Origin of the sequence: Litoribacter ruber, assembly GCF_018449405.1 — a bacterium.
GTDB classification, from domain to species: Bacteria; Bacteroidota; Bacteroidia; order Cytophagales; family Cyclobacteriaceae; genus Litoribacter; species Litoribacter ruber.
On the sequence record NZ_JAHCMY010000002.1, the window covers coordinates 136,115 to 154,515 of the forward strand.

Below are 18,401 nucleotides of genomic sequence, written 5' to 3' on the forward strand. Positions count from 1 at the left end.
GTGAAGTAAAATTAGGACGTGACATGTAGTATACTTAGACCCCAGCCTTATGTGGAGCGAAGCGAGATGAAAGGCCGGGAGGGGCATACTCAGTCCCTCAAAAGGCCAACTGACAAAACATGGTCTCAAGGGCAGAACAAAACAGTCGTCCTAGAGGTACCTTGTACTTGGTACCTAGTACTTTGTACTCACAAACCCCCGTAAATAAAATGCTTAAAAAACAACGCTACCAAGCTTTCATCGATCATTTTTCCCAGCATATGCCCGAGGCAGAGACGGAACTGGAGTTTGAGACACCCTTTCAGTTGCTGATTGCCGTGGTGCTGAGTGCACAGTGCACCGACAAGCGGATCAACATGGTGACTCCGGCCATTTTCAGGGACTTTCCTACCCCCGAGCACCTGGCTGCCTCCAATTTTGATGAGCTATTCCCCTATATCAAATCGGTATCCTACCCCAACAACAAAACCAAGCACCTCCTGGGTTTGGGCAAAATGCTCGTGGAGGATTTCAACAGCGAGATTCCTTCCACGGTCAACGAATTGGTCAAATTGCCCGGAGTAGGCCGGAAAACCGCCAATGTGATCACCAGCGTAGTATGGAATCAGCCCAATATGGCTGTGGATACGCACGTTTTCCGGGTTTCAAAGCGATTGGGATTGGTACCTCAGAATGCGAAAACACCCTTGGAAGTTGAAAAACATCTGATCAAGCACATTCCCAAAGAGCATATACATGTGGCCCATCACTGGCTGATCCTGCATGGTCGATATATTTGCTTGGCCCGAAAGCCCAAATGTCAAGAATGCACCATCACCCATTTCTGTAGGTATTTCGAAAAAAACCAAAAAAACATGCAGCTGGAAGCCGATCTTATCCCTAAATCGAAGAAGTAAATGTGCGGCATCAACTTCTTGGTCAATCCGGGCAATGATGGCCAACAGAAAATTCGAGCCATGATGGAAGCAACCCAGCATCGGGGACCTGATCATTCCGACTGGGAGGGGGTGGATAATCACCTTTTTGTGGCCGGGAACCGGCTCAAGATTTTGGACTTGGGTGATTTGGCCAATCAGCCCATCATCACTTCCGACGGGAATGGCATTCTGGTGTGGAATGGCGCCCTATATAATTACCAGGATTTGAGAAATGAGCTGCTGGATCATGGTGTTAGCTTTGCTACCCAGTCTGATTCTGAGATGCTGATCCAATGGCTGAAACTTTTTGGTGCCGAAGGAGCCCTTAAGCTGGAAGGTATGTTTTCTTTTGTTTTTGTGGATAAGTCCAAAAAATCCATCCTAGTAGCCCGGGATGTCACGGGGAAAAAGCCGCTCTATTATTTTCATAAACAAAACCAATGGGCATTTTCATCGGAAACCGTGGGTATAATGGCATCAGAGTTAATAAATGCCCAATTGGATACCGAGCAATTGTTGCCCTATTTTTATTCAAGACATCCATTTCCGGAGAATAGTCTATATAAAGATGTCAAGCAGATGCGTCCTGGGAAACTTCTTGAGTTGAATTTTGAAGGAGAAATTGTTTCAGATATCAGACTGGAGCAAGGTATCGCGCAGACCGAAAAATTGCCCAATCTGGAGGAATTTGAAAACCTGCTACTTGATGCTGTCTTGAAGCATTTTCATGCCGAAGTTCCCGTGGGTGTGATCCTAAGTGGTGGGGCGGATAGCAGTTTGCTGCTCAAAACCTGGCATCGGGAGACCGGTACACCCCTGCATACGTACACGGCGATTTTTGAAAAGAAATACCAAAAGCTCTATCCAGATGCCCAGTTTGCTAGAGAAGTAGCCATTTCCATGCATTGCGGGCATCATGAGGTGTTGATAACCCAGCAATCCCTCTTGAATAATTGGCCAGCATATATAGCGAGTCTGGATCAGCCCATTGGGGATAGTGCCAGTTTTTTGACCTGGATGATTGGAAGGGAGGCCAAAAAGCAGGTCAAGGTGTTGATAAGTGGTGCTGGTGCGGATGAACTTTTTAGCGGATACAACCGACATCAGGCCTTCCGTAAATATTTAAAGCAACCAGGTCTTTACTATAACTTGGCCTCTATTGTCAATAAACTGGGACTTGGATCACGGTATATGAAAAAGTTTGCCGCATCCATTGATTCTGATCCGGTGGCTACCTACATGAATTTTTCTTCCCTTCAAAGCATTCCACCTGAACACCAAAATCAGTTTAGAAAGTACTATCCCAATGACTACAAAGAGCCTTACAAAAATGCTTTAGAATGGGATAGAGGCTATTATTTGGTTAATGATATTCTAAAAGTTCATGACAACGCCACCATGGCCCACGGCATTGAAGGCAGGGCCCCCTACCTTGATAAGGGCATTTTGAACCTGAGCAGATCCTTGAGCGGGGAGCTTCACCTGGGACTGGAACCGAAATTGTGGATAAAACAATTGTTGATAAAATATGGTCTTCAAAGGGTGGCCGGCCGTAAAAAACATGGTTTTGGCTTGCCACTGAAGGAATGGTTGTCGGAAGAGGGGGTTTTCAAGGCAACTGTTTTTCAAGACATTGAGGATTTTCACAGGACCCACGGCAGTCTTATGCCTACGGAAATGAGAAAAATAGCTGAAAATCCAGCCCTTTTTGTGAAAGCAGGATTTCTACAATTATTCAATCTATATATATTGGCCAGTTGGGTTAAGCATCGGGGATTATGAGAGTCATTTACATCCATCAATATTTTGTCACCCCCCAAGAAGGGGGTGCTGTGCGGTCTTATTACCTAGCCAAGGGCATGGTGGAGGATGGTATAGAGGTGGATATGATTACGGCCCACAATAAGGATTATTATGACCTCAAAATTATCGATGGGATAAGGGTTCATTATCTTCCCGTGTTTTACTATAACTATTATGGCTTTGGAAGAAGGGTGCGGGCATTTGTCCGATTTATGCGGAAAGCCAAAGCACTTATCAAGAAATTGCCGCGGCCGGACCTAATGTACATCACCTCTACCCCACTTACCACGGGACTGATCGGTGTGTGGGCCAAAATGAAATATGCACTTCCTTATATATTTGAAGTGAGGGATCTATGGCCGGAGGCACCCATACAGATGGGGGTGGTCAGAAATCCCCTGTTGATAAAGTTTTTGTACAAGCTGGAAAAGGGGATTTATAGACATGCGCTGAAAGTGGTCGCCCTTTCGCCGGGCATAAAGCATCACATAGAAAAAAGCTCACCCGATACCAGAGTATTTTTAGTACCCAATTTTGCCGATACTGAATTTTTTGAACCCTATGAACAGAGCAACATCAAATCTCTTAGGCCTTTGACAATTAGTTATGCGGGGGCTATTGGGCGAGTGAATGCGCTTCATGAATTGGTAAACTTGGCCGTGCAGGCCCAGTATCATCAGAAAAACTGGCATTTCAAAATCATGGGTGCAGGCGCCGACCTGCCTAGAATTCACCGCTTGGCCGAAGAAAAGGGATTGAGGAACCTGACCTTTTTACCATTTGGCAACAAAGAGGCGGTAAGGGATTTGATGGAAAGAAGCGATGTGATGTTTATAAGTTTTGCCCACCACCCAGTGTTGAAAACGAACAGTCCCAACAAGTTTTTCGATGCGCTGGCTATGGGTAAGCCGATTATAGTCAACCATGAGGGTTGGGTGGAGGAACTTATCCACAACCATAAACTAGGGGTGCTTTTTGATGCCTTGGAGCCTGAAAAGTCCTGGAGCCTTTTGGAAAGCTTTATTGAGGATAAGCAAGCCATGGCTAATGCCAGAAGAAATGCCAGGGCGTTGGCCGAGAATAATTTTTCCTCGACAATTGCGGTAAAACGAGTGTTGAATATCATCAATCCCGCCAAGCACCCGCTGAAGGTTAACGACGGGGTTTATATCCAGACTGCCTAAAAATGTGCTCCGACCGGCTTTCCTCCATCAATTCAGGTAGGCTCACGTTATTCTTATCCACATAATCATCGACGATGTTCCAGCCCACCCATCGGCCAATCCTTCCAGGAGCATCCGGGCTGATTTCATCTGTAGCAGGGGCTTCACCTGTATACTTTCGGATTTCGAAAGGGTTGGTTTCAAACAACAACTCGTTTTCAATAAAATGGCTCCAAATCAACCCTTCATTGGCATAGCTGGCTACAATCTGGTCCTGTGAATAACCCAGGATAAGGGAGTCAGGCGTGCAGGGCATAATGGCTTTGGTGAAATGGTAGCTTTTGCCATAAAAAATCATCTCCGCCAGCAAGGTGTTATCACGCATATTGGTCTTATTGTATCTGGCAGACATCGCGGTAATCAAGGTAGGAACCAAGTAATCCTTTTGGTATCTATTGCTGATGTATTGGGGAAGCTCATCTGGCTGAAACTGGTGGTCGGCCGGCAGAAAATAATCCAGACCAATAACGATGATGTCATCGCCTAAGTAAAAATCCGCACTGAACCCGCTGACAAATGTGTAGACCTTGGGGGCCTGAAAATCGGGGTAATAATACTTTATGTATTTAAAGGCATTTTCCAGATCCTGCTCGATTTGGTCAAAGTCCTCAAAATGTTTTAACACCTCGCTATTTAGCTCCTGCATGAGGGTGTCCTCAATGATAAACATCAATTCTTCTTCCAGCTCTTCCCTATTTGAATAGGCCTCCTCCTGCAGAAATTCATATGTGAAGTCGGGATGCTGGTCCAGAAATGTGGATAACTCTTGCCTGTTTTGGATGTTGAAAAACTGTTTTTCCAGCCTTTCTACCTGAAAATCAAGCGGCACATTCAGAATTTTATCCGAAAGGGTGCATTCATCCGCTGTTTTCCCGCATGAAGCAAAAATTGAAATCATCAAAAAAGGTATTAATAAGCGGAAGTATCTCATGGCAAATCAATGTTTGCGTGCAAAAATAAGGTTTTCTCACAAACAACCTTTTGCGAGAGCGTTAAAAAGTCCAAACACTTGGATAGAAATGGGGGTTTTCATTGAGGCTTAAATTGGCCACAAAGGCCACAAATTTCATTCTTTTTTAATTTCTAATTATTAATTCAGAATTCAGAATTCCATTTATAATACTATAAAATAAACCAACTATGAGATCAATAGCTTTATTAATGTGCCTGGCAATACTAGGCCTGATGTCCTGTCATCAGGATATAGATGAGGTGCTGGAAGAACGCACTATTATTCAGATCCTACAGGAAAACGCCAATTTCAGCTTGCTAGAGGAGGCCTTGATTGCCGCAGATCTGGCCGATGACCTGATGTCTGATGGGCCGTTTACTCTTTTTGCCCCTAGCAATGATGCCTTTAACAGTTACCTTAGTGCTCATGGGGAGGATATGGAAATGTTTCTCGCCCGGCCGGGTGTAAGGGACCTGTTGTTGTACCACCTATTGAGTGGCGAGCTGCTTTCAGCTCAAATCCCCAATGCGGCGATGGAATCCCTACTCCCAAACAAAGCGCTGACATTCCAGTCCAGCGGCACAAATATCACCATCAACGACTCCGCCTCTATACTGACCCCGGATGTGGAAGCAAGCAATGGGGTAATCCACGGAATCGATCAAATATTGATCCCGCCGGTGGATAGTGTGGGGGTGAATTTTGAGCGCTGAGCACTTAGCCCTGTGCTATGCAAAGATAGCAGTTTCTTTCCTAAAGGTTGTAGATTGGGGTTTTACTAGGTTTGGGACTAAAGGTCTAATTAATAGTCAATTAGAATGGTATTACGTTTGAAGAAATTTTACTATCTTTAGGTTATGGAAGCGAAAGTAAAAAATATTCATAGACAGATTCAGATTTATAAATCAAAGCTTAAAGCTGAAATGCCAAGAATTAAAAAAGAAATCCAGATATACGAAGAAAAAGTTGCCAAGGGATTGACTACAAAAAGCCCGCCTCCTTCCCCTCAGTTCAATAATGGATAAACCCCAACTTTTAATTGTTGCAGGATGTAATGGATCTGGAAAGTCATCATATTCTAATGCATTTACTCCAGAGGGAGTTGTTCCATTCGATTACGATCAGCATTTTTTAGGCATATACAATTCATTAGTTCCTACTGAGTTTCAAGATACCATGGCCCACAATAAGGCTTTTGCTGAGCTGGAGCGCCAAATACAGAATGCTTGGTCAGATAAAAGTCCATTCTGCTACGAAACCAACTTTAACTCCACCCCATTATACTGGCCAGCTAGGTTTAAGCAGAAGGGTTATGAAATTAATATGGTTTACTTTTTCCTAAATTCAATTGCGGAGGCGAAAAGAAGAGTCGCTATAAGAGTAGAAAATGGGGGCCATTTTGTTCCAGAGAAGGAAATAGAACAAAGGTTTTATGATGGTTATAGTAACCTGAATATTAACCTTAGTTTTTTTGATAATTTACACCTATTTGATTCCTCAAGATATAAAAAAGAGCCCCAGTATTGCCTTTCACTGGCAAATGGTAAGCTTGCTAAGTTTGAAACCTGTCCTGATCACATTATCAAATATATTCCTAAACTGAAAGAATTAGGCCTTAGGTAGTCAAGTATATTTTTTCTAGATCTATACCCATCTAAATCTGTACGCTTACCGAGAGCATTAGAAGCAGGAACGCGAGTGAAAACGCCAAAAGACAGGCCAGCGTCAAAAGGGCTTAAGAAAACCCTTTTGTACTGCGGTGTAATTTGTACCTGGTTCTTCGTACTTAGTACCCATAAATTTCCCCTGAATCTTACTCCTGCTCATCCTAACTTCCTATCTTTAGCAGATGAATTCCAAAATTTGGATTGGACGGGCATTTTTGGGCTACCTCACTTGGGGTAAGGTCTACAATTACCTGTTGCTTGTTAGTTCGTTTCAATTATCCAGGAGACTAGGCAAACCCAAAATCATGGGTCTGCCCACCAGCCTTTCCATTGAACCCACTACCTCCTGCAACCTCCGCTGTCCGGAATGTCCGAGTGGCTTGAGGAGCTTTTCCAGGGCTACGGGGATGTTGGATGAGGAGCTTTTCAAATCGGCCATTTACCAAATGAAAGGGCACCTCTCCTATTTACACCTTTACTTTCAAGGGGAACCCTACCTGCATCCTAATTTTCTTGATTTGGTAAAGTATGCCGACAGCCATAAAATCTTTACCGCCACTTCCACCAACGCACATTACCTTACGGCCAAAAATATCCAATACACCGTAGAGTCTGGGTTGAAGCAACTCATTGTATCCGTAGACGGGACCTCGCAGGAAATTTATCAGAATTATAGGATAGGGGGAAAACTCGCCAAAGTCACGGAGGGAATTCAAAACCTTATCGCATACCGAAACAAAGCAGGAAGCGCTTTTCCGCAGGTTATCCTTCAGTTTTTGGTCACAGGAGTGAATGAACACCAGCTACCGGATATCAAAAAACTTGCGGCACAGCTCCAGGTTGATGAGCTCCAACTGAAGACCACCCAGATCTACGATTATGAAAACGGTTCTCCCTTGATTCCGGTCAACAACCTCAACTATTCCCGATATGTACCCACAGGTGGCGGTACCTGGCAGCTCAAAAACAAAATGGAAAACAAATGCTGGCGGATGTGGCAGGGGGCGGTTATGACTTGGGACGGAAATATTGTGCCCTGCTGCTTTGATAAGGATGCTAAGTATGTGATGGGCAGTCTAAAGACCGAAAAAATGTCCTCCATTTGGAATAAACCCCTATATAATTCGTTTAGAAAACAGCTTTTGCGGGACAGGAGCCAAATCGACATCTGTCAAAACTGCACGGAATAGCCTGCAAATGTGGAATAAATCCCAAAGAACCTCTCCCAATAGAATGGAATAATTATCTTTACGGTGATTTTTGGCATACCCTGCCCAAAGCCGGGATTTCGCTGCTCAATGCCTTGTTGGGATTGAGGTGGCGAAGCTGTATCAAATATCAAATTTTACTCAGTCCAACATCTGTTCAAATCATAAAGTGAAAATACGTTTTATCTTTTTGCTGGCTCTAGTGGCTAGCCTGATTATTCAAATTCCAGAGTCTTTTGCCCAAGCCATGCCTGATATAGCGACGGTGCGGGTTGATGACCTTTCCGATAATGAAGTAAGGGAACTGATAGCAAGAGGAAAAGCGGCCGGATTATCCGACCAAGAGCTTCTCCAGATGGCAGAATCCAGGGGCCTTCCGAAAGCTGAGGTGGAAAAGCTCCGCTTGAGAATGGAGCAACTGGACCTGATCGGTGACAGCTCCACCCGCACCACCACCAGGACGGCGAGAAGAGAGCCCCGCAAGCAGGTGGACCTTGAAAAGATCAGCCAAGGCCTACTCAACCAGCAAGGGCAGGTAGTGCGGGACCAAGCCGACCTACCCATCTTTGGAATGGATCTTTTTTACAATCAGGAAAGAAACCTGACTTTTGAGCCGAACCTCAACTTGGCTACGCCAAAAAACTATATTCTAGGCCCTGGGGATAAACTTTTCATTGATATTTATGGGGAATCAGAGCAAAACTACGAAGCCAATGTGACCCCTGAAGGTAACCTTATGCTGGATAATGTTGGGCCTGTAAGCGTTTCCGGCCTATCTATAGAGGAGGCTACCCGTAGGATAAAAGGCAGACTTCAGACTTATTACCCTGGCATGGGAGGCAACAATCCAACTACTTTTGTGCAAGTATCTCTAGGGGATGTGCGCACCATCAAAGTACATATGGTGGGGGAATTGAGATTACCTGGCACCTTTACTTTGAGCGCATTCAGTACGGTTTTCAATGCCCTGTATGCTGCTGGAGGCCCAAATGAGAGGGGCTCTATGAGAAACGTAAAATTGATAAGAAATAACAGGGAGATTGCCCGAATTGATATTTACGACTTTTTGATGAGGGGAACGGCAGACCTTAATTCCCAACTGCAGGATCAGGATGTCATCATGGTGGAGCCCTTTGAAGCTCGGGTGCAGGTAGCTGGAGAGGTCAAAAGACCCGGTATTTTTGAAGTGAAGGAGGGTGAAAATCTTCAATCAGTCATGCGTTACGCAGGTGGATTTACGGATGATGCCTTTACCGATAGGGTGAGTGTGGTCAGAAATACACCGAAAGAAAAAACCGTTTCCGACATTTATAGAGAGCAATTCGAAATGTTTACCGTCAAAGGTGGAGACAGGTATTATGCAGGCCAACTGCTGGATAGATTCACCAACAGGGTTCAGATCAAAGGGGCGGTATTCCGTGAGGGCAATTATGCCATCTCGGATGGCATGAAGCTTTCGGACTTGATCAAAAGGGCCGAAGGTCTGCGTGGAGAGGCTTTTTTGGAAAGGGCTACAGTTTTGCGGACGCATGAAGATTTATCCACAGAAGTGCTGCAGGTCAATCTCTCGGAGGTAATGGCTGGTCAAAATGATTTGACACTTCAGCGGGAAGACATAGTGAGGGTGGCCTCCATCTATGACCTTACAGAAGAATTTTATGTGAAGATTACCGGGGAGGTGAGAAATCCGGGTATTTTTCCTTTCTCCAAAAACATGACCGTGGAGGATTTGCTGATATTTGCCGGAGGGGTAAAAGAAGCCGCCTCCTTATCAGAGGTGGAAATTGCCAGACGGGCCGCCCAGGACAATGCACGAGATATTTCCGACATCATCGCTACCAGTGTCAATAGAGACCTCAGCCCATCTGCCTCGCCGGTAGTGCTTCAACCATTTGATCATGTGATCATCAGAAGAAAGCCCAACTTCGTGCTGGAGAAAGTGATCAGAATCGAAGGACAGGTAGCGGCTCCAGGTGAATTTGCAGTGAAGAATGCGGAGGAAAAAATCTCAGACGTGATCCGCAGGGCCGGCGGGCTGACGGATTTTGCCTATCCCAAAGGGGCAACCTTGATACGTAGGACAGAGTTTTACGAAACGGAGTCGGAAAGGGTCAGGAAGCAAAAGAATTACGAAAACCTATTGGCGAGAATTTCATCCGAAAGCGATGATTTGACCGAGTCCCAGAGAAGATTATTGACCCGTATCGGGGAAGACATCAAGAATTACCAGGAATTCACCACAGAACTTGAGGAGGATCTGGTGGTGAAGTCGAAAGTAGATGTATTGAGTGGGATCACGGAGCGTAAGGCAGAAATTGCCCCGCTGAAGATCAGGGAGACCGAGGCCATTGCCATTGATTTGGAGAAAATATTGGCAAACCCGGGTTCCAGACATGATCTGATTTTGGAAGAGGGAGACATCATCAGCATACCCAAGCGCTTGCAGACGGTTCGCCTGCGGGGAGATGTGATCTATCCGACCACGGTGAAGTATGAAGATAACCGATCCATGAGTTACTTTATCAACAGGGCGGGCGGCTTTGACAACAGGGCCAAGAGAAGAAGCACTTATGTAGTGTATGCAAATGGAGAGGTGGCCAGGACCAAGAGTTTTCTTGGCTTGAGGTTCTATCCAAGTGTGGAACCGGGCGCCGAGGTAATTGTGCCCACCAAAGGGCCAAGAATTCCTTTCCGACCGGGAGAGATTATCAGTGTTACGACAGGTTTGGCAACATTAGCCTTGTTGCTGAGCCAAATCAACTTTGGAGGAGGAGAATAAGCGATGGCAGAGTACCAACATATAAAAGACGATAAAATCACTTTCCGCGAACTCGTGCTGAGAATGCGCGGATGGGGGAAAACCTTCCGCTCCAAGTGGAAAATACTGGCCATATTTCTGGTGGTCGGAATGCTATTGGGTGCGGCGGCATCCTTTCTGAAAAAGCCGGTTTATACAGCAGAAACCTCTTTTGTACTGGAGGAGGCCGATATGTCGGGAATGGGTGGAGGCATGTCTGGCATTGCTTCCCTCGTGGGAATCAACCTGGGTTCACTGGGTGGGGGAAACGGGCTGTTTTCCGGTGACAACATCATGGAGCTGTACCGCTCTGACAATATGCTCAGCAAAACCCTGCTTAGCCCCATGGCCGGCGATAGTACCACGAGGCTTATTGACAGGTATATTGCTTTCAATAAGCTGGAGAAGAAGTGGAAAAGAAAAGTAGACTTATCCACCATGAACTTCAGCCTTCCAAGAGATCAATTTACGGTTAAACAGGATAGTGTGGTCAAGGAAATCATGAAGGATATCCGCAGGGACAACCTATCGGTGCAAAAGCCTGACAGAAAGCTTAGCATTATCAATGTGACCATCAATTCTAAAGACCAGGTGTTTGCGAAGTATTTCAATGAGCAGCTGGTGGATAATGTGAATAACTTCTACCACGAGACCAAGACCAAGAAAACGGCCGAGAACCTGGCTATTTTGCAGTCCCAGGCGGATTCGGTGAGAAGGATTTTGGACAAAAGCCTTACGGATTTTGCCTCTGCTACTGATAATGTGCCCAATCCGAACCCGCTCGTGCAGCGGGCCATGGTGGAAACCAAAAAGCGCCAAGTAGATGTGCAGGCTTCTACCACGGTATATGGTGAGATTGTCAAAAACCTGGAGATTGCCAAAGTCAATCATCGCAACAATTCTCCCTTAATCCAGATCATCGATTCTCCTAGGTTTCCATTGGAGGAAAACCGGATCAAGTTATCCAAGGGGATAGTATTTGGCGGTATGATCATGCTGGTGCTAGGCATTTTCTATGTTTACCTTTCTACCCTTTACAGGGCTAATATAAGGCAGGCAGCGTAAAGGTCCGATGATAGAAAAGCTTTCCTCATTGCCCTTTATCCATTGGATAAAGCACAAATCTTTTCAGAACTTTATTTTTCTGGCTGTCATACAGTCCTCCAATGTTCTGATTTCCCTCATTTCCATGCCCCTATTGATCACCTCCATTGGCGTGGATCAATTTGGTTTGGTCAACCTGGCCCTTTCGGTAATTATTTTAGCGAATATTTGGGTGGGGTTTGGCTATAACCTCAGCGGCCCTAGGGAAGTGGCGATCAACCAAAAAAACAAGCTGGCCCTCTCCCACTCTGTCAGCAACATCATTTTCAGCAAAGTTTTCTTAGCCACCCTTGCCACCGTGGTGCTGTTGATCAGCATTTTCGGTTTTGGGCTCTTCAAGGAGTACCAGGTGATTTTGGCCTTTTCGGTGATGCTGCTTTTCTCCGAGGCGACCCTGCCTCTATGGTTTTTCCAGGGAATGGAGAAAATGAAGCTGATTTCCATCTCCAACGTCTTCAGCAAGCTCCTTTATTTGATGGGCATCGTATTGTTTATCCACAATCCGGTCCAAGCCAAATGGGTAAATTTTCTGCTGGGTATCTCGGCCTTCTCGATAAACATTCTTTTACTTCTGTACATCCACTTTCAGATGCAGATCAGGTTTTACAAGCCGGATTTTCGTCAGATATATGAGTCCCTGAGAAACAATCTTTTGCTTTTTCTTTCAAATTTTGCTTCTCATATTGCCGTAAATGGCGGATTGATCATTCTTTCCTTTTATGCTACTGCCGAAATACTGGGGAATTTCAGCTTGGCCGAAAGAATTACCATGGTGTTGAGAATTTTTCCAGCTCTAGTGATCCAGGCTATCTATCCCAACGCATCCAGATTAATGCAGCAGGGAATCGACGAGGTAGTGCTTTTTGTGCGAAAAATCTATGGGCTTGCACTTTTGGGCGGGTTAATACTGGCCATCGTGTTCTCTTTAGCCTCGCCCTACATCATAACCTTATTATCCAAAAGCCACCTGCCTGAAGCCGTTTCCTATCTTCAGCTTCTGGCATTTGTGCCCCTTTTTGCCTGTCTAAATATTGTGAATGTATTGTTCCTACTTATCACAGATCAGAAAACACTGTTTTTTAAATCAAGCTGGCTGGTCTGCGTCTACATGATCATTGCGTCTATTATATTGACACAGCATTTTGGTCCCATTGGGTTATGCATAGCCTTGTTAAGTACCGAGCTGGTAAGTTTTGTGGTAAATCTGATTCTGTTGAGAAAAACTAGCAAGGCGATGGTCAGCAAATTTTATAACTCCTTACTTCCGGTTTAGTAAAAATGGAAAAGGGGAAAGTTGTAATTATTCTTGTCAATTGGAATACCTATGATTATTCCAGACAATGCATCGAGCAGCTGCAACAGCAGTATTATTCCAATGTGGATATCTTATTGGTTGATAACGGTTCCACCGATGGGTCGGGAGAAAAGCTGCGAAAGGCGTATCCTAAGGCTGTTTATTTTCAAAATGTGGATAACTTGGGCTTTACCGGGGGCAATAATGTAGCCATGGAATATGCCAAAACCCAAGGCTATGATTATGTGCTTCTTTTGAATAACGATACTTTTTTGGAGCCGGACTTTTTGGAAAAACTAGTTTTGGCCATGGAAGCAGACAGCAGGTTGGGAGCTGTTCAGCCTTTAATATTTAACCATCCCGAGAGGGAAAAAGTATGGAAATCTGGAGGGGATTTTATTACCACTATAGCCTCTACCATTTCATCCTCCTCAATTGGATCGGGAGTCTTCAATACCCAATGGCTCACTGGCTGTGCCTTGATGATCCGGGGCGAGGTGTTGGAGAAAATCGGGCCGCTCACTCCCTCCTACTTCGCTTACTTTGAGGATGTGGATTATTCTTTTCGGATTAGGAAAGCCGGATATGATCTAGGTGTGGTGACTGAAAGCAAAATTTACCATATAGCCAGTGGGTCTACCAAGTCCAAAACCAAGCAAAAGGAGGGCTTCCTCTCCCCTTCAGCCCATTATCTGAACGTGCGAAATCAAATCTTCCTCATGCGGCAGCATCAAGACTTGTTTAGCCGATATACTGCCTTTCCGTTTCAAACTGCCAAGATGTTTGCCTACATGGGCTATTTCCTGTTGAGAAACCGGAAGGAGAAATTTAAGTCGGTGTGGAGAGGATTGCTCGACGGTTACAAGTTGGACCCTAATAGCCCCGTTCCCTTAAAACCTTGATTGCATTATTTATCATAATCATTGCCTGGGCTGTTTTGATGCAGTTTACCTTGAAGCAGATGATCTTCAAAGGAAAATACGAATACGCTATTTTCTTCTTGATGCTGTTTCTTCCTTTTTACACCACCATTTTAAGTTTGACCTATCAGGTGACGGGTTCACCCCTAGCGGTCAATTTCTTTCAGTTTCAAAAGGAACTGATTGTTTTGCTTGGGCTTGTTGGCTTTGTGGCCTACCAAAAAAACCTGAACGATTACCCCTGGCGGTTGCATATTGTGGATAAGTTGTTTTTGGCATTTGTGGGGCTTTCCTTCCTTTTTATGCTCCTGCCCCTCGGCGAGGCCTCTTTTGTCAATAGGGCCCTGTATTTTAAAAACTTGCTGATTCCTGGGATTGTGTATTTCATAGGCCGAAACAGCAATTTCTCCCAAGAGGATTACAAAAGGTTTTTTACCATAGTTTTCTTCATAGCCATTTCGGCCTTTTTTGTCAATGTATTTGAAACGGCCATTGATACCCATTTGCAATCCCTCACCGGATATGCCCGCTACATGCTGGATATACAGGATATTGAGGCTTCGGGGCATTTTGGCCTGACCTGGACCTTTGAAACTTCCGCGGTTACTAAACGCTTGGCCTCCTTTTTCTCCGACCCTCTAGAATTGGCGAGCTCGATTTTGCTGGGTTTCTCTGCTGGATTGATCTTTTTCCTTACTTCCGACCGAAAAGATTGGCTTCTGCCAACCATCGTGATGTTTACCTCTTTCGCAAGCCTGCTATTTGCAGCTTCGAGGGCAGCGTTCCTAGCTTTCTTTGTAATGATATTTTTCATCGCCCTGGTCTTCAAACTTTACAAATTGATTTTAACAGGGGCTGCCGGCTTAGTGGCCTTTGTATTGTATGTGCTGTTTTTTGCCTCTGAGGATTTCTACTATTTCGTTGTAGACACCCTTACCTTTCAAAGCACATCCAGTGTAGGACACGTGATCGAATGGGTGCTGGCCCTTGACTCCATGGTAGCCAACCCTCTGGGGATAGGATTAGGTATGAGCGGGAATGTGGGCTCCGTGGAGGATGAACTGCGGGTCGGGGGAGAAAACCAGTTCCTCATATATGGCGTGCAGTTGGGATGGCTGGGAATGATACTCTATATTTTGATGCTTTATTATGCCGTGAGGGTGTCGCTGCGAGTATTCAGGCAAAGCGAAAATGTGATGGTAGCGCGGATCGGTTTTGTGGCAGCAGCTGTCAAAGTCGGGATGTTGCTTCCCCTATTCACGGCAAATGCGGAAGTTTATGCCTATGTAGCCTGGACCAGCTGGTGGATGGTCGGCCACAGTGTGATGGCCTATCAGAAAATTGCTTACCCAAAACTTGCTCTTTCATGAAAAAGCGGGTTTATGTAGATTTATTTTACCTTAATACAGCACTGACGGGGATCAAAACCTATATGCTGGAGTTTGTGGAGGCGGTAAATGAGCATTCCCAAGATGATCTCGAGTATATTTTTTCCCATGATCCAGAGAAACAAGCAACTCAAACCTTTTTCCGAGGCGATGTGCCTTATTGGAGAAAGCTGCTTTATCATATTTATTACTTTTATTACAAGCAGTTAGTCCTACCTCTCAGATTGAAATTCCATAAAGCAGATCACTTGATCTGCTTTGATTTTGTAGCTCCAGCGCTCAATTCAAAGCCAAATATTGTGGTCGTTCATGATGCCTTTTTTTGGCAGATGCCCCAAAATTACAATGCACATTGGCGTAAATACTTCCTTAAGGCTATTTATTGGGGTTTGAAGGAAAATACCACTGTGGTGACTACCAGCCGATATGCGAAAGCATCCATCGAGCAGGCTACTCCAATCAAGCACCCCATTGAGGTGATTTACCAGTGCCCTAGATTACTGCCAGACCAAGCGGATGACCGCATTTTGGAAGAATTAGAGTTGTGGGCTCAGGGGTATTTTCTCCATATTGGAAGCTTTGACAAAAGGAAGGATCTAACTGTTTTGATCAAAGCCTTTGCAAAGTTTGACCAAAAGTATCCGGGCGAAAAGAAATTGGTTTTGGTAGGTGAAAGGGGCTTAAGTGTTGCACTAGATGATTATCCTGCTGTGGTGGGTGCCATCAGGGAATATAGACTTGAAGAAAAAGTTGTCCTACCCGGTTTTCTGCCCGACAAAAAGGTGAAGTCCCTTTACAGAAATGCTTTCGCCTATATTTTTCCATCCTCCAATGAAGGTTTTGGGATTCCCGTCATTGAAGCCATGCACAATCAGATTCCTGTGCTTATTTCAGACCAGGCGGCGCTGGCCGAAGTGGCCGGGGGAGCTGCCTTGGTTTCCCCTATCGGAGATGTGGATAACTTTGCCAAACAGATGGAAAAACTGCATTTGGAGCCCCAATTAAGAGAAAACCTGATACAAAAAGGCTTAATAAGAACCAAGGTTTTCTCCCGCCAGAATTTTTATGAATCCTTCCACCAATTGATCTCTAATGGTTAAAAAAACAACTGAAGGTAAAACTGTGCTTTTTCTTCACGGCTCGGCAGACCTCTACGGATCATCATTGATTCTACTGTTTGTGATAGAATCAGCCATGAAAATTGGCGTAGACCCAGTAGTGGTGCTTCCCTACCGTGGCCAATTGTCTGTAGAACTTGAAAAGCGAGGCGTCAAGGTGAAGATTCAGAACCTTGGGGTTTTAAGAAGAAAATATTTCAACCCATTAGGCCTGGCCAACCGCATACTAAAGCTTTTTGCAGCCTATAGATTTTTGAACAAACTTCATAGGGAAAACCGCTTTAGCTTGATTTACACCAACACTTTAGCGGTGTTGGTGGGGGCATTTTTTGCAAGAAATAAAGGTATTGCACATGTATGGCATGTGCATGAAATTATCCCATCTCCATCCTTTTTAGTAAAGTTCCTAGCTGGGCAGATGAAAAGTTCTGATCATGTTTTAGCGGTTTCAAAAGCTGTTTCTGATCACTGGAAAAGTTTAGGAGTACAGGGAAATGTGAAAGTTATCCACAATGGGATTCCCATCCGTGATACTCACAAACCAGAATGGGACTTAAAGGCTGGATTGGGTATAAAAGCCTCCCAGATTGTGGTGACCATGGTGGGCAGGGTAAATCCTGGCAAAGGGCAATTTTTTTATTTGGACATGGCCAAAGAGATTCTCAAAACTAGGCAGGATGTGGTTTTTCTAATGGCCGGAGACCCCTATCCAGGATATGAATTTATTTTGGATGAAATGAAAGAGTTTATCCGGAAACACGAAATGGAGGAAAATGTGATCGATTTGGGTTTCCGCTCCGATATTGATGATATTCTAGCCATAAGCGATATCTTTGTGCTGCCATCCATCATGCCGGATTCCTTCCCCACGGTCATTTTAGAGGCCATGGGAGCCGGTCTACCTGTTGTGGCAACACGCTCGGGTGGCGCTGCGGAAATGATAGAGGATGGCATTAATGGTTATTTGATTCCAGTTTCCGATGCCAAAGCCGGAACCAAATGTTTATTTGGGCTGATTGAGGACAAGGAGCTTAGAAAGGAAATGGGCCGGAAATCACAAAACAGGGCCAAAGCATTATTTGGTTTAGAGAGGTTTGATCAAGAAATAAAATCGTATTTGGGTCAGGTGCTTCAGCAACGTAAACCTGAAAGTTGAAATATGGGTAATTCCCCCAAAATAATTATGAATAAAAAGTCTGTTGATGATATAATCCAGGAATTGGAGGAGTTGGTTTTAGCAACCGGTGAGACCAAGGATGTGGATTATTTTTATTTCCACAAAGACCGTTTTAGGCGTATGGCCAATTATGTGGAAAAACATTACGATTCTGCTAAAACAGTCATTCTTGATATAGGTAGCCACTATTTGCACACTTCTATCATTCTGAGAAAACTTGGTTTTGAAGTAGACTGTATGGATGTGACCGAGTTTTGGTCCATGGATTTTGTGGAAAAACGCCGGGAGGAATTTGGTATCAACAAGATTGTGGAAAATGACCTTCCCTCCTTGCAAGCACTTTCTGCAACTGAGGAGAAGTATGATCTTATTCTTTTCACGGAAATCCTGGAGCACATTACCTTTAATCCGGTTTCCTTTTGGAAGAAATTGCATAAAGTGGTGAAATCAGGCGGTGATATATACATATCTACTCCCAATTCACTTAGCCTTCCCAGCCTGGTCAGAAGTGTAAAAAACATTATCTCTTTGAGAGGAATAGGGACAAATGTGGATGATATCTTGAATCAAATCACTTATGGCCACCATTGGAAAGAGTATTCGGCCAAGGAACTCAAGCATTATTTCCCGAGTCTTTCTGATGACTTTAAAGTCACCATAAACCATTATAACTACAAAAATTACAAGCAAGTAATAAAAGGTTATCCATTGTATAGTTTTTTGGCTAAAATTGGGAACTCCACAAATGTATTTGCCGAGGAATTGGAGGCCATAGTGCACGTGAATAAAGGCCATGCCTGGAAAAAGGATGTTCCTTCCTATTAATCTAAATT

17 protein-coding genes are annotated in these 18,401 nt (G+C 44.5%); 15 read left to right on the top strand and 2 right to left on the bottom strand.

Annotated elements, in window-relative coordinates; translation table 11 throughout:
• Window positions 1-209: 209 nt before the first annotated feature.
• The 3 genes from nth to KI659_RS05340 are packed head-to-tail and all read left to right on the top strand — an operon-like array spanning window position 210 to window position 3,904.
• Window positions 210-896 (top strand): endonuclease III, encoded by a 687-nt coding sequence (gene nth, locus KI659_RS05330; RefSeq protein ID WP_213944329.1) that lies wholly within the window; start codon window positions 210-212, stop codon window positions 894-896.
• Window positions 897-2,699, top strand: coding sequence for an asparagine synthase (glutamine-hydrolyzing) (asnB, locus tag KI659_RS05335; protein WP_213944330.1), 1,803 nt, complete (start codon window positions 897-899; stop codon window positions 2,697-2,699).
• Entirely contained in the window at window positions 2,696-3,904 is a 1,209-nt protein-coding gene (locus tag KI659_RS05340) for a glycosyltransferase family 4 protein (RefSeq protein WP_213944331.1), read from the top strand. Before asnB ends, KI659_RS05340 begins: the two co-directional genes overlap by 4 nt.
• Here KI659_RS05340 and gldB read toward each other — a convergent pair.
• Complete coding sequence (gene gldB, locus KI659_RS05345) at window positions 3,873-4,874, bottom strand: gliding motility lipoprotein GldB (protein ID WP_213944332.1); 1,002 nt, start codon at window positions 4,872-4,874, stop codon at window positions 3,873-3,875. The two genes, KI659_RS05340 and gldB, sit on opposite strands and share 32 nt — an antisense overlap.
• Window positions 4,875-5,083: 209 nt before the next feature.
• Between gldB and KI659_RS05350 the strand changes: the two genes are divergently transcribed.
• The 4 genes from KI659_RS05350 (at window position 5,084) to KI659_RS05365 (ending at window position 7,752) form a co-directional block, all read left to right on the top strand.
• The gene (locus KI659_RS05350) at window positions 5,084-5,608 is read left to right on the top strand and encodes a fasciclin domain-containing protein (protein ID WP_213944333.1); all 525 of its coding nucleotides are present in this window, start codon (window positions 5,084-5,086) and stop codon (window positions 5,606-5,608) included.
• Between the two features lie 144 nt (window positions 5,609-5,752).
• Complete coding sequence (locus KI659_RS05355; protein WP_213944334.1) at window positions 5,753-5,920, top strand: hypothetical protein; 168 nt, start codon at window positions 5,753-5,755, stop codon at window positions 5,918-5,920.
• Entirely contained in the window at window positions 5,913-6,518 is a 606-nt protein-coding gene (locus tag KI659_RS05360) for a zeta toxin family protein (protein WP_213944335.1), read from the top strand. Before KI659_RS05355 ends, KI659_RS05360 begins: the two co-directional genes overlap by 8 nt.
• Before the next feature lie 226 nt (window positions 6,519-6,744).
• Entirely contained in the window at window positions 6,745-7,752 is a 1,008-nt protein-coding gene (locus KI659_RS05365; RefSeq protein ID WP_213944336.1) for a radical SAM/SPASM domain-containing protein, read from the top strand.
• Here KI659_RS05365 and KI659_RS05370 read toward each other — a convergent pair.
• Entirely contained in the window at window positions 7,734-7,904 is a 171-nt protein-coding gene (locus KI659_RS05370) for a hypothetical protein (protein WP_213944337.1), read from the bottom strand. The two genes, KI659_RS05365 and KI659_RS05370, sit on opposite strands and share 19 nt — an antisense overlap.
• 35 nt (window positions 7,905-7,939) lie before the next feature.
• Between KI659_RS05370 and KI659_RS05375 the strand changes: the two genes are divergently transcribed.
• From KI659_RS05375 to KI659_RS05410, 8 genes are read left to right on the top strand one after another with little or no spacing between them, the layout of a single operon-like run.
• Complete coding sequence (locus tag KI659_RS05375; protein WP_317195925.1) at window positions 7,940-10,549, top strand: SLBB domain-containing protein; 2,610 nt, start codon at window positions 7,940-7,942, stop codon at window positions 10,547-10,549.
• Window positions 10,550-10,552: 3 nt separating this feature from the next.
• Window positions 10,553-11,632: a GumC domain-containing protein gene (locus tag KI659_RS05380; RefSeq protein ID WP_213944338.1), complete on the top strand. Its 1,080-nt coding sequence runs from the start codon at window positions 10,553-10,555 to the stop codon at window positions 11,630-11,632.
• Between the two features lie 7 nt (window positions 11,633-11,639).
• A complete protein-coding gene (locus KI659_RS05385) occupies window positions 11,640-12,944 on the top strand; it encodes an oligosaccharide flippase family protein (protein WP_213944339.1) in 1,305 nt (434 codons plus the stop codon).
• Between the two features lie 5 nt (window positions 12,945-12,949).
• Entirely contained in the window at window positions 12,950-13,867 is a 918-nt protein-coding gene (locus KI659_RS05390) for a glycosyltransferase family 2 protein (protein WP_213944340.1), read from the top strand.
• Window positions 13,864-15,255 (top strand): O-antigen ligase family protein, encoded by a 1,392-nt coding sequence (locus KI659_RS05395; RefSeq protein ID WP_246535302.1) that lies wholly within the window; start codon window positions 13,864-13,866, stop codon window positions 15,253-15,255. The genes KI659_RS05390 and KI659_RS05395 overlap by 4 nt, the downstream gene beginning before the upstream one ends.
• Window positions 15,252-16,373, top strand: coding sequence for a glycosyltransferase family 4 protein (locus KI659_RS05400; RefSeq protein WP_213944341.1), 1,122 nt, complete (start codon window positions 15,252-15,254; stop codon window positions 16,371-16,373). Before KI659_RS05395 ends, KI659_RS05400 begins: the two co-directional genes overlap by 4 nt.
• Window positions 16,366-17,547, top strand: a complete 1,182-nt coding sequence (locus KI659_RS05405) for a glycosyltransferase family 4 protein (protein ID WP_213944342.1) — start codon at window positions 16,366-16,368, stop codon at window positions 17,545-17,547. Before KI659_RS05400 ends, KI659_RS05405 begins: the two co-directional genes overlap by 8 nt.
• A gap of 27 nt (window positions 17,548-17,574) precedes the next feature.
• A complete protein-coding gene (locus tag KI659_RS05410; RefSeq protein WP_213944343.1) occupies window positions 17,575-18,393 on the top strand; it encodes a class I SAM-dependent methyltransferase in 819 nt (272 codons plus the stop codon).
• Window positions 18,394-18,401 lie beyond the last annotated feature (8 nt).

Excerpts from the sequence above, each read along its gene's own strand:
- nth (WP_213944329.1), top strand. The coding sequence starts at position 210 with ATGCTTAAAAAACAACGCTACCAAGCTTTCATCGATCATTTTTCCCAG.
- asnB (WP_213944330.1), top strand. The coding sequence starts at position 897 with ATGTGCGGCATCAACTTCTTGGTCAATCCGGGCAATGATGGCCAACAG.
- KI659_RS05340 (WP_213944331.1), top strand. The coding sequence starts at position 2,696 with ATGAGAGTCATTTACATCCATCAATATTTTGTCACCCCCCAAGAAGGG.
- gldB (WP_213944332.1), bottom strand. The coding sequence starts at position 4,874 with ATGAGATACTTCCGCTTATTAATACCTTTTTTGATGATTTCAATTTTT.
- KI659_RS05350 (WP_213944333.1), top strand. The coding sequence starts at position 5,084 with ATGAGATCAATAGCTTTATTAATGTGCCTGGCAATACTAGGCCTGATG.
- KI659_RS05355 (WP_213944334.1), top strand. The coding sequence starts at position 5,753 with ATGGAAGCGAAAGTAAAAAATATTCATAGACAGATTCAGATTTATAAA.
- KI659_RS05360 (WP_213944335.1), top strand. The coding sequence starts at position 5,913 with ATGGATAAACCCCAACTTTTAATTGTTGCAGGATGTAATGGATCTGGA.
- KI659_RS05365 (WP_213944336.1), top strand. The coding sequence starts at position 6,745 with ATGAATTCCAAAATTTGGATTGGACGGGCATTTTTGGGCTACCTCACT.
- KI659_RS05380 (WP_213944338.1), top strand. The coding sequence starts at position 10,553 with ATGGCAGAGTACCAACATATAAAAGACGATAAAATCACTTTCCGCGAA.
- KI659_RS05385 (WP_213944339.1), top strand. The coding sequence starts at position 11,640 with ATGATAGAAAAGCTTTCCTCATTGCCCTTTATCCATTGGATAAAGCAC.
- KI659_RS05390 (WP_213944340.1), top strand. The coding sequence starts at position 12,950 with ATGGAAAAGGGGAAAGTTGTAATTATTCTTGTCAATTGGAATACCTAT.
- KI659_RS05400 (WP_213944341.1), top strand. The coding sequence starts at position 15,252 with ATGAAAAAGCGGGTTTATGTAGATTTATTTTACCTTAATACAGCACTG.
- KI659_RS05405 (WP_213944342.1), top strand. The coding sequence starts at position 16,366 with ATGGTTAAAAAAACAACTGAAGGTAAAACTGTGCTTTTTCTTCACGGC.
- KI659_RS05410 (WP_213944343.1), top strand. The coding sequence starts at position 17,575 with ATGAATAAAAAGTCTGTTGATGATATAATCCAGGAATTGGAGGAGTTG.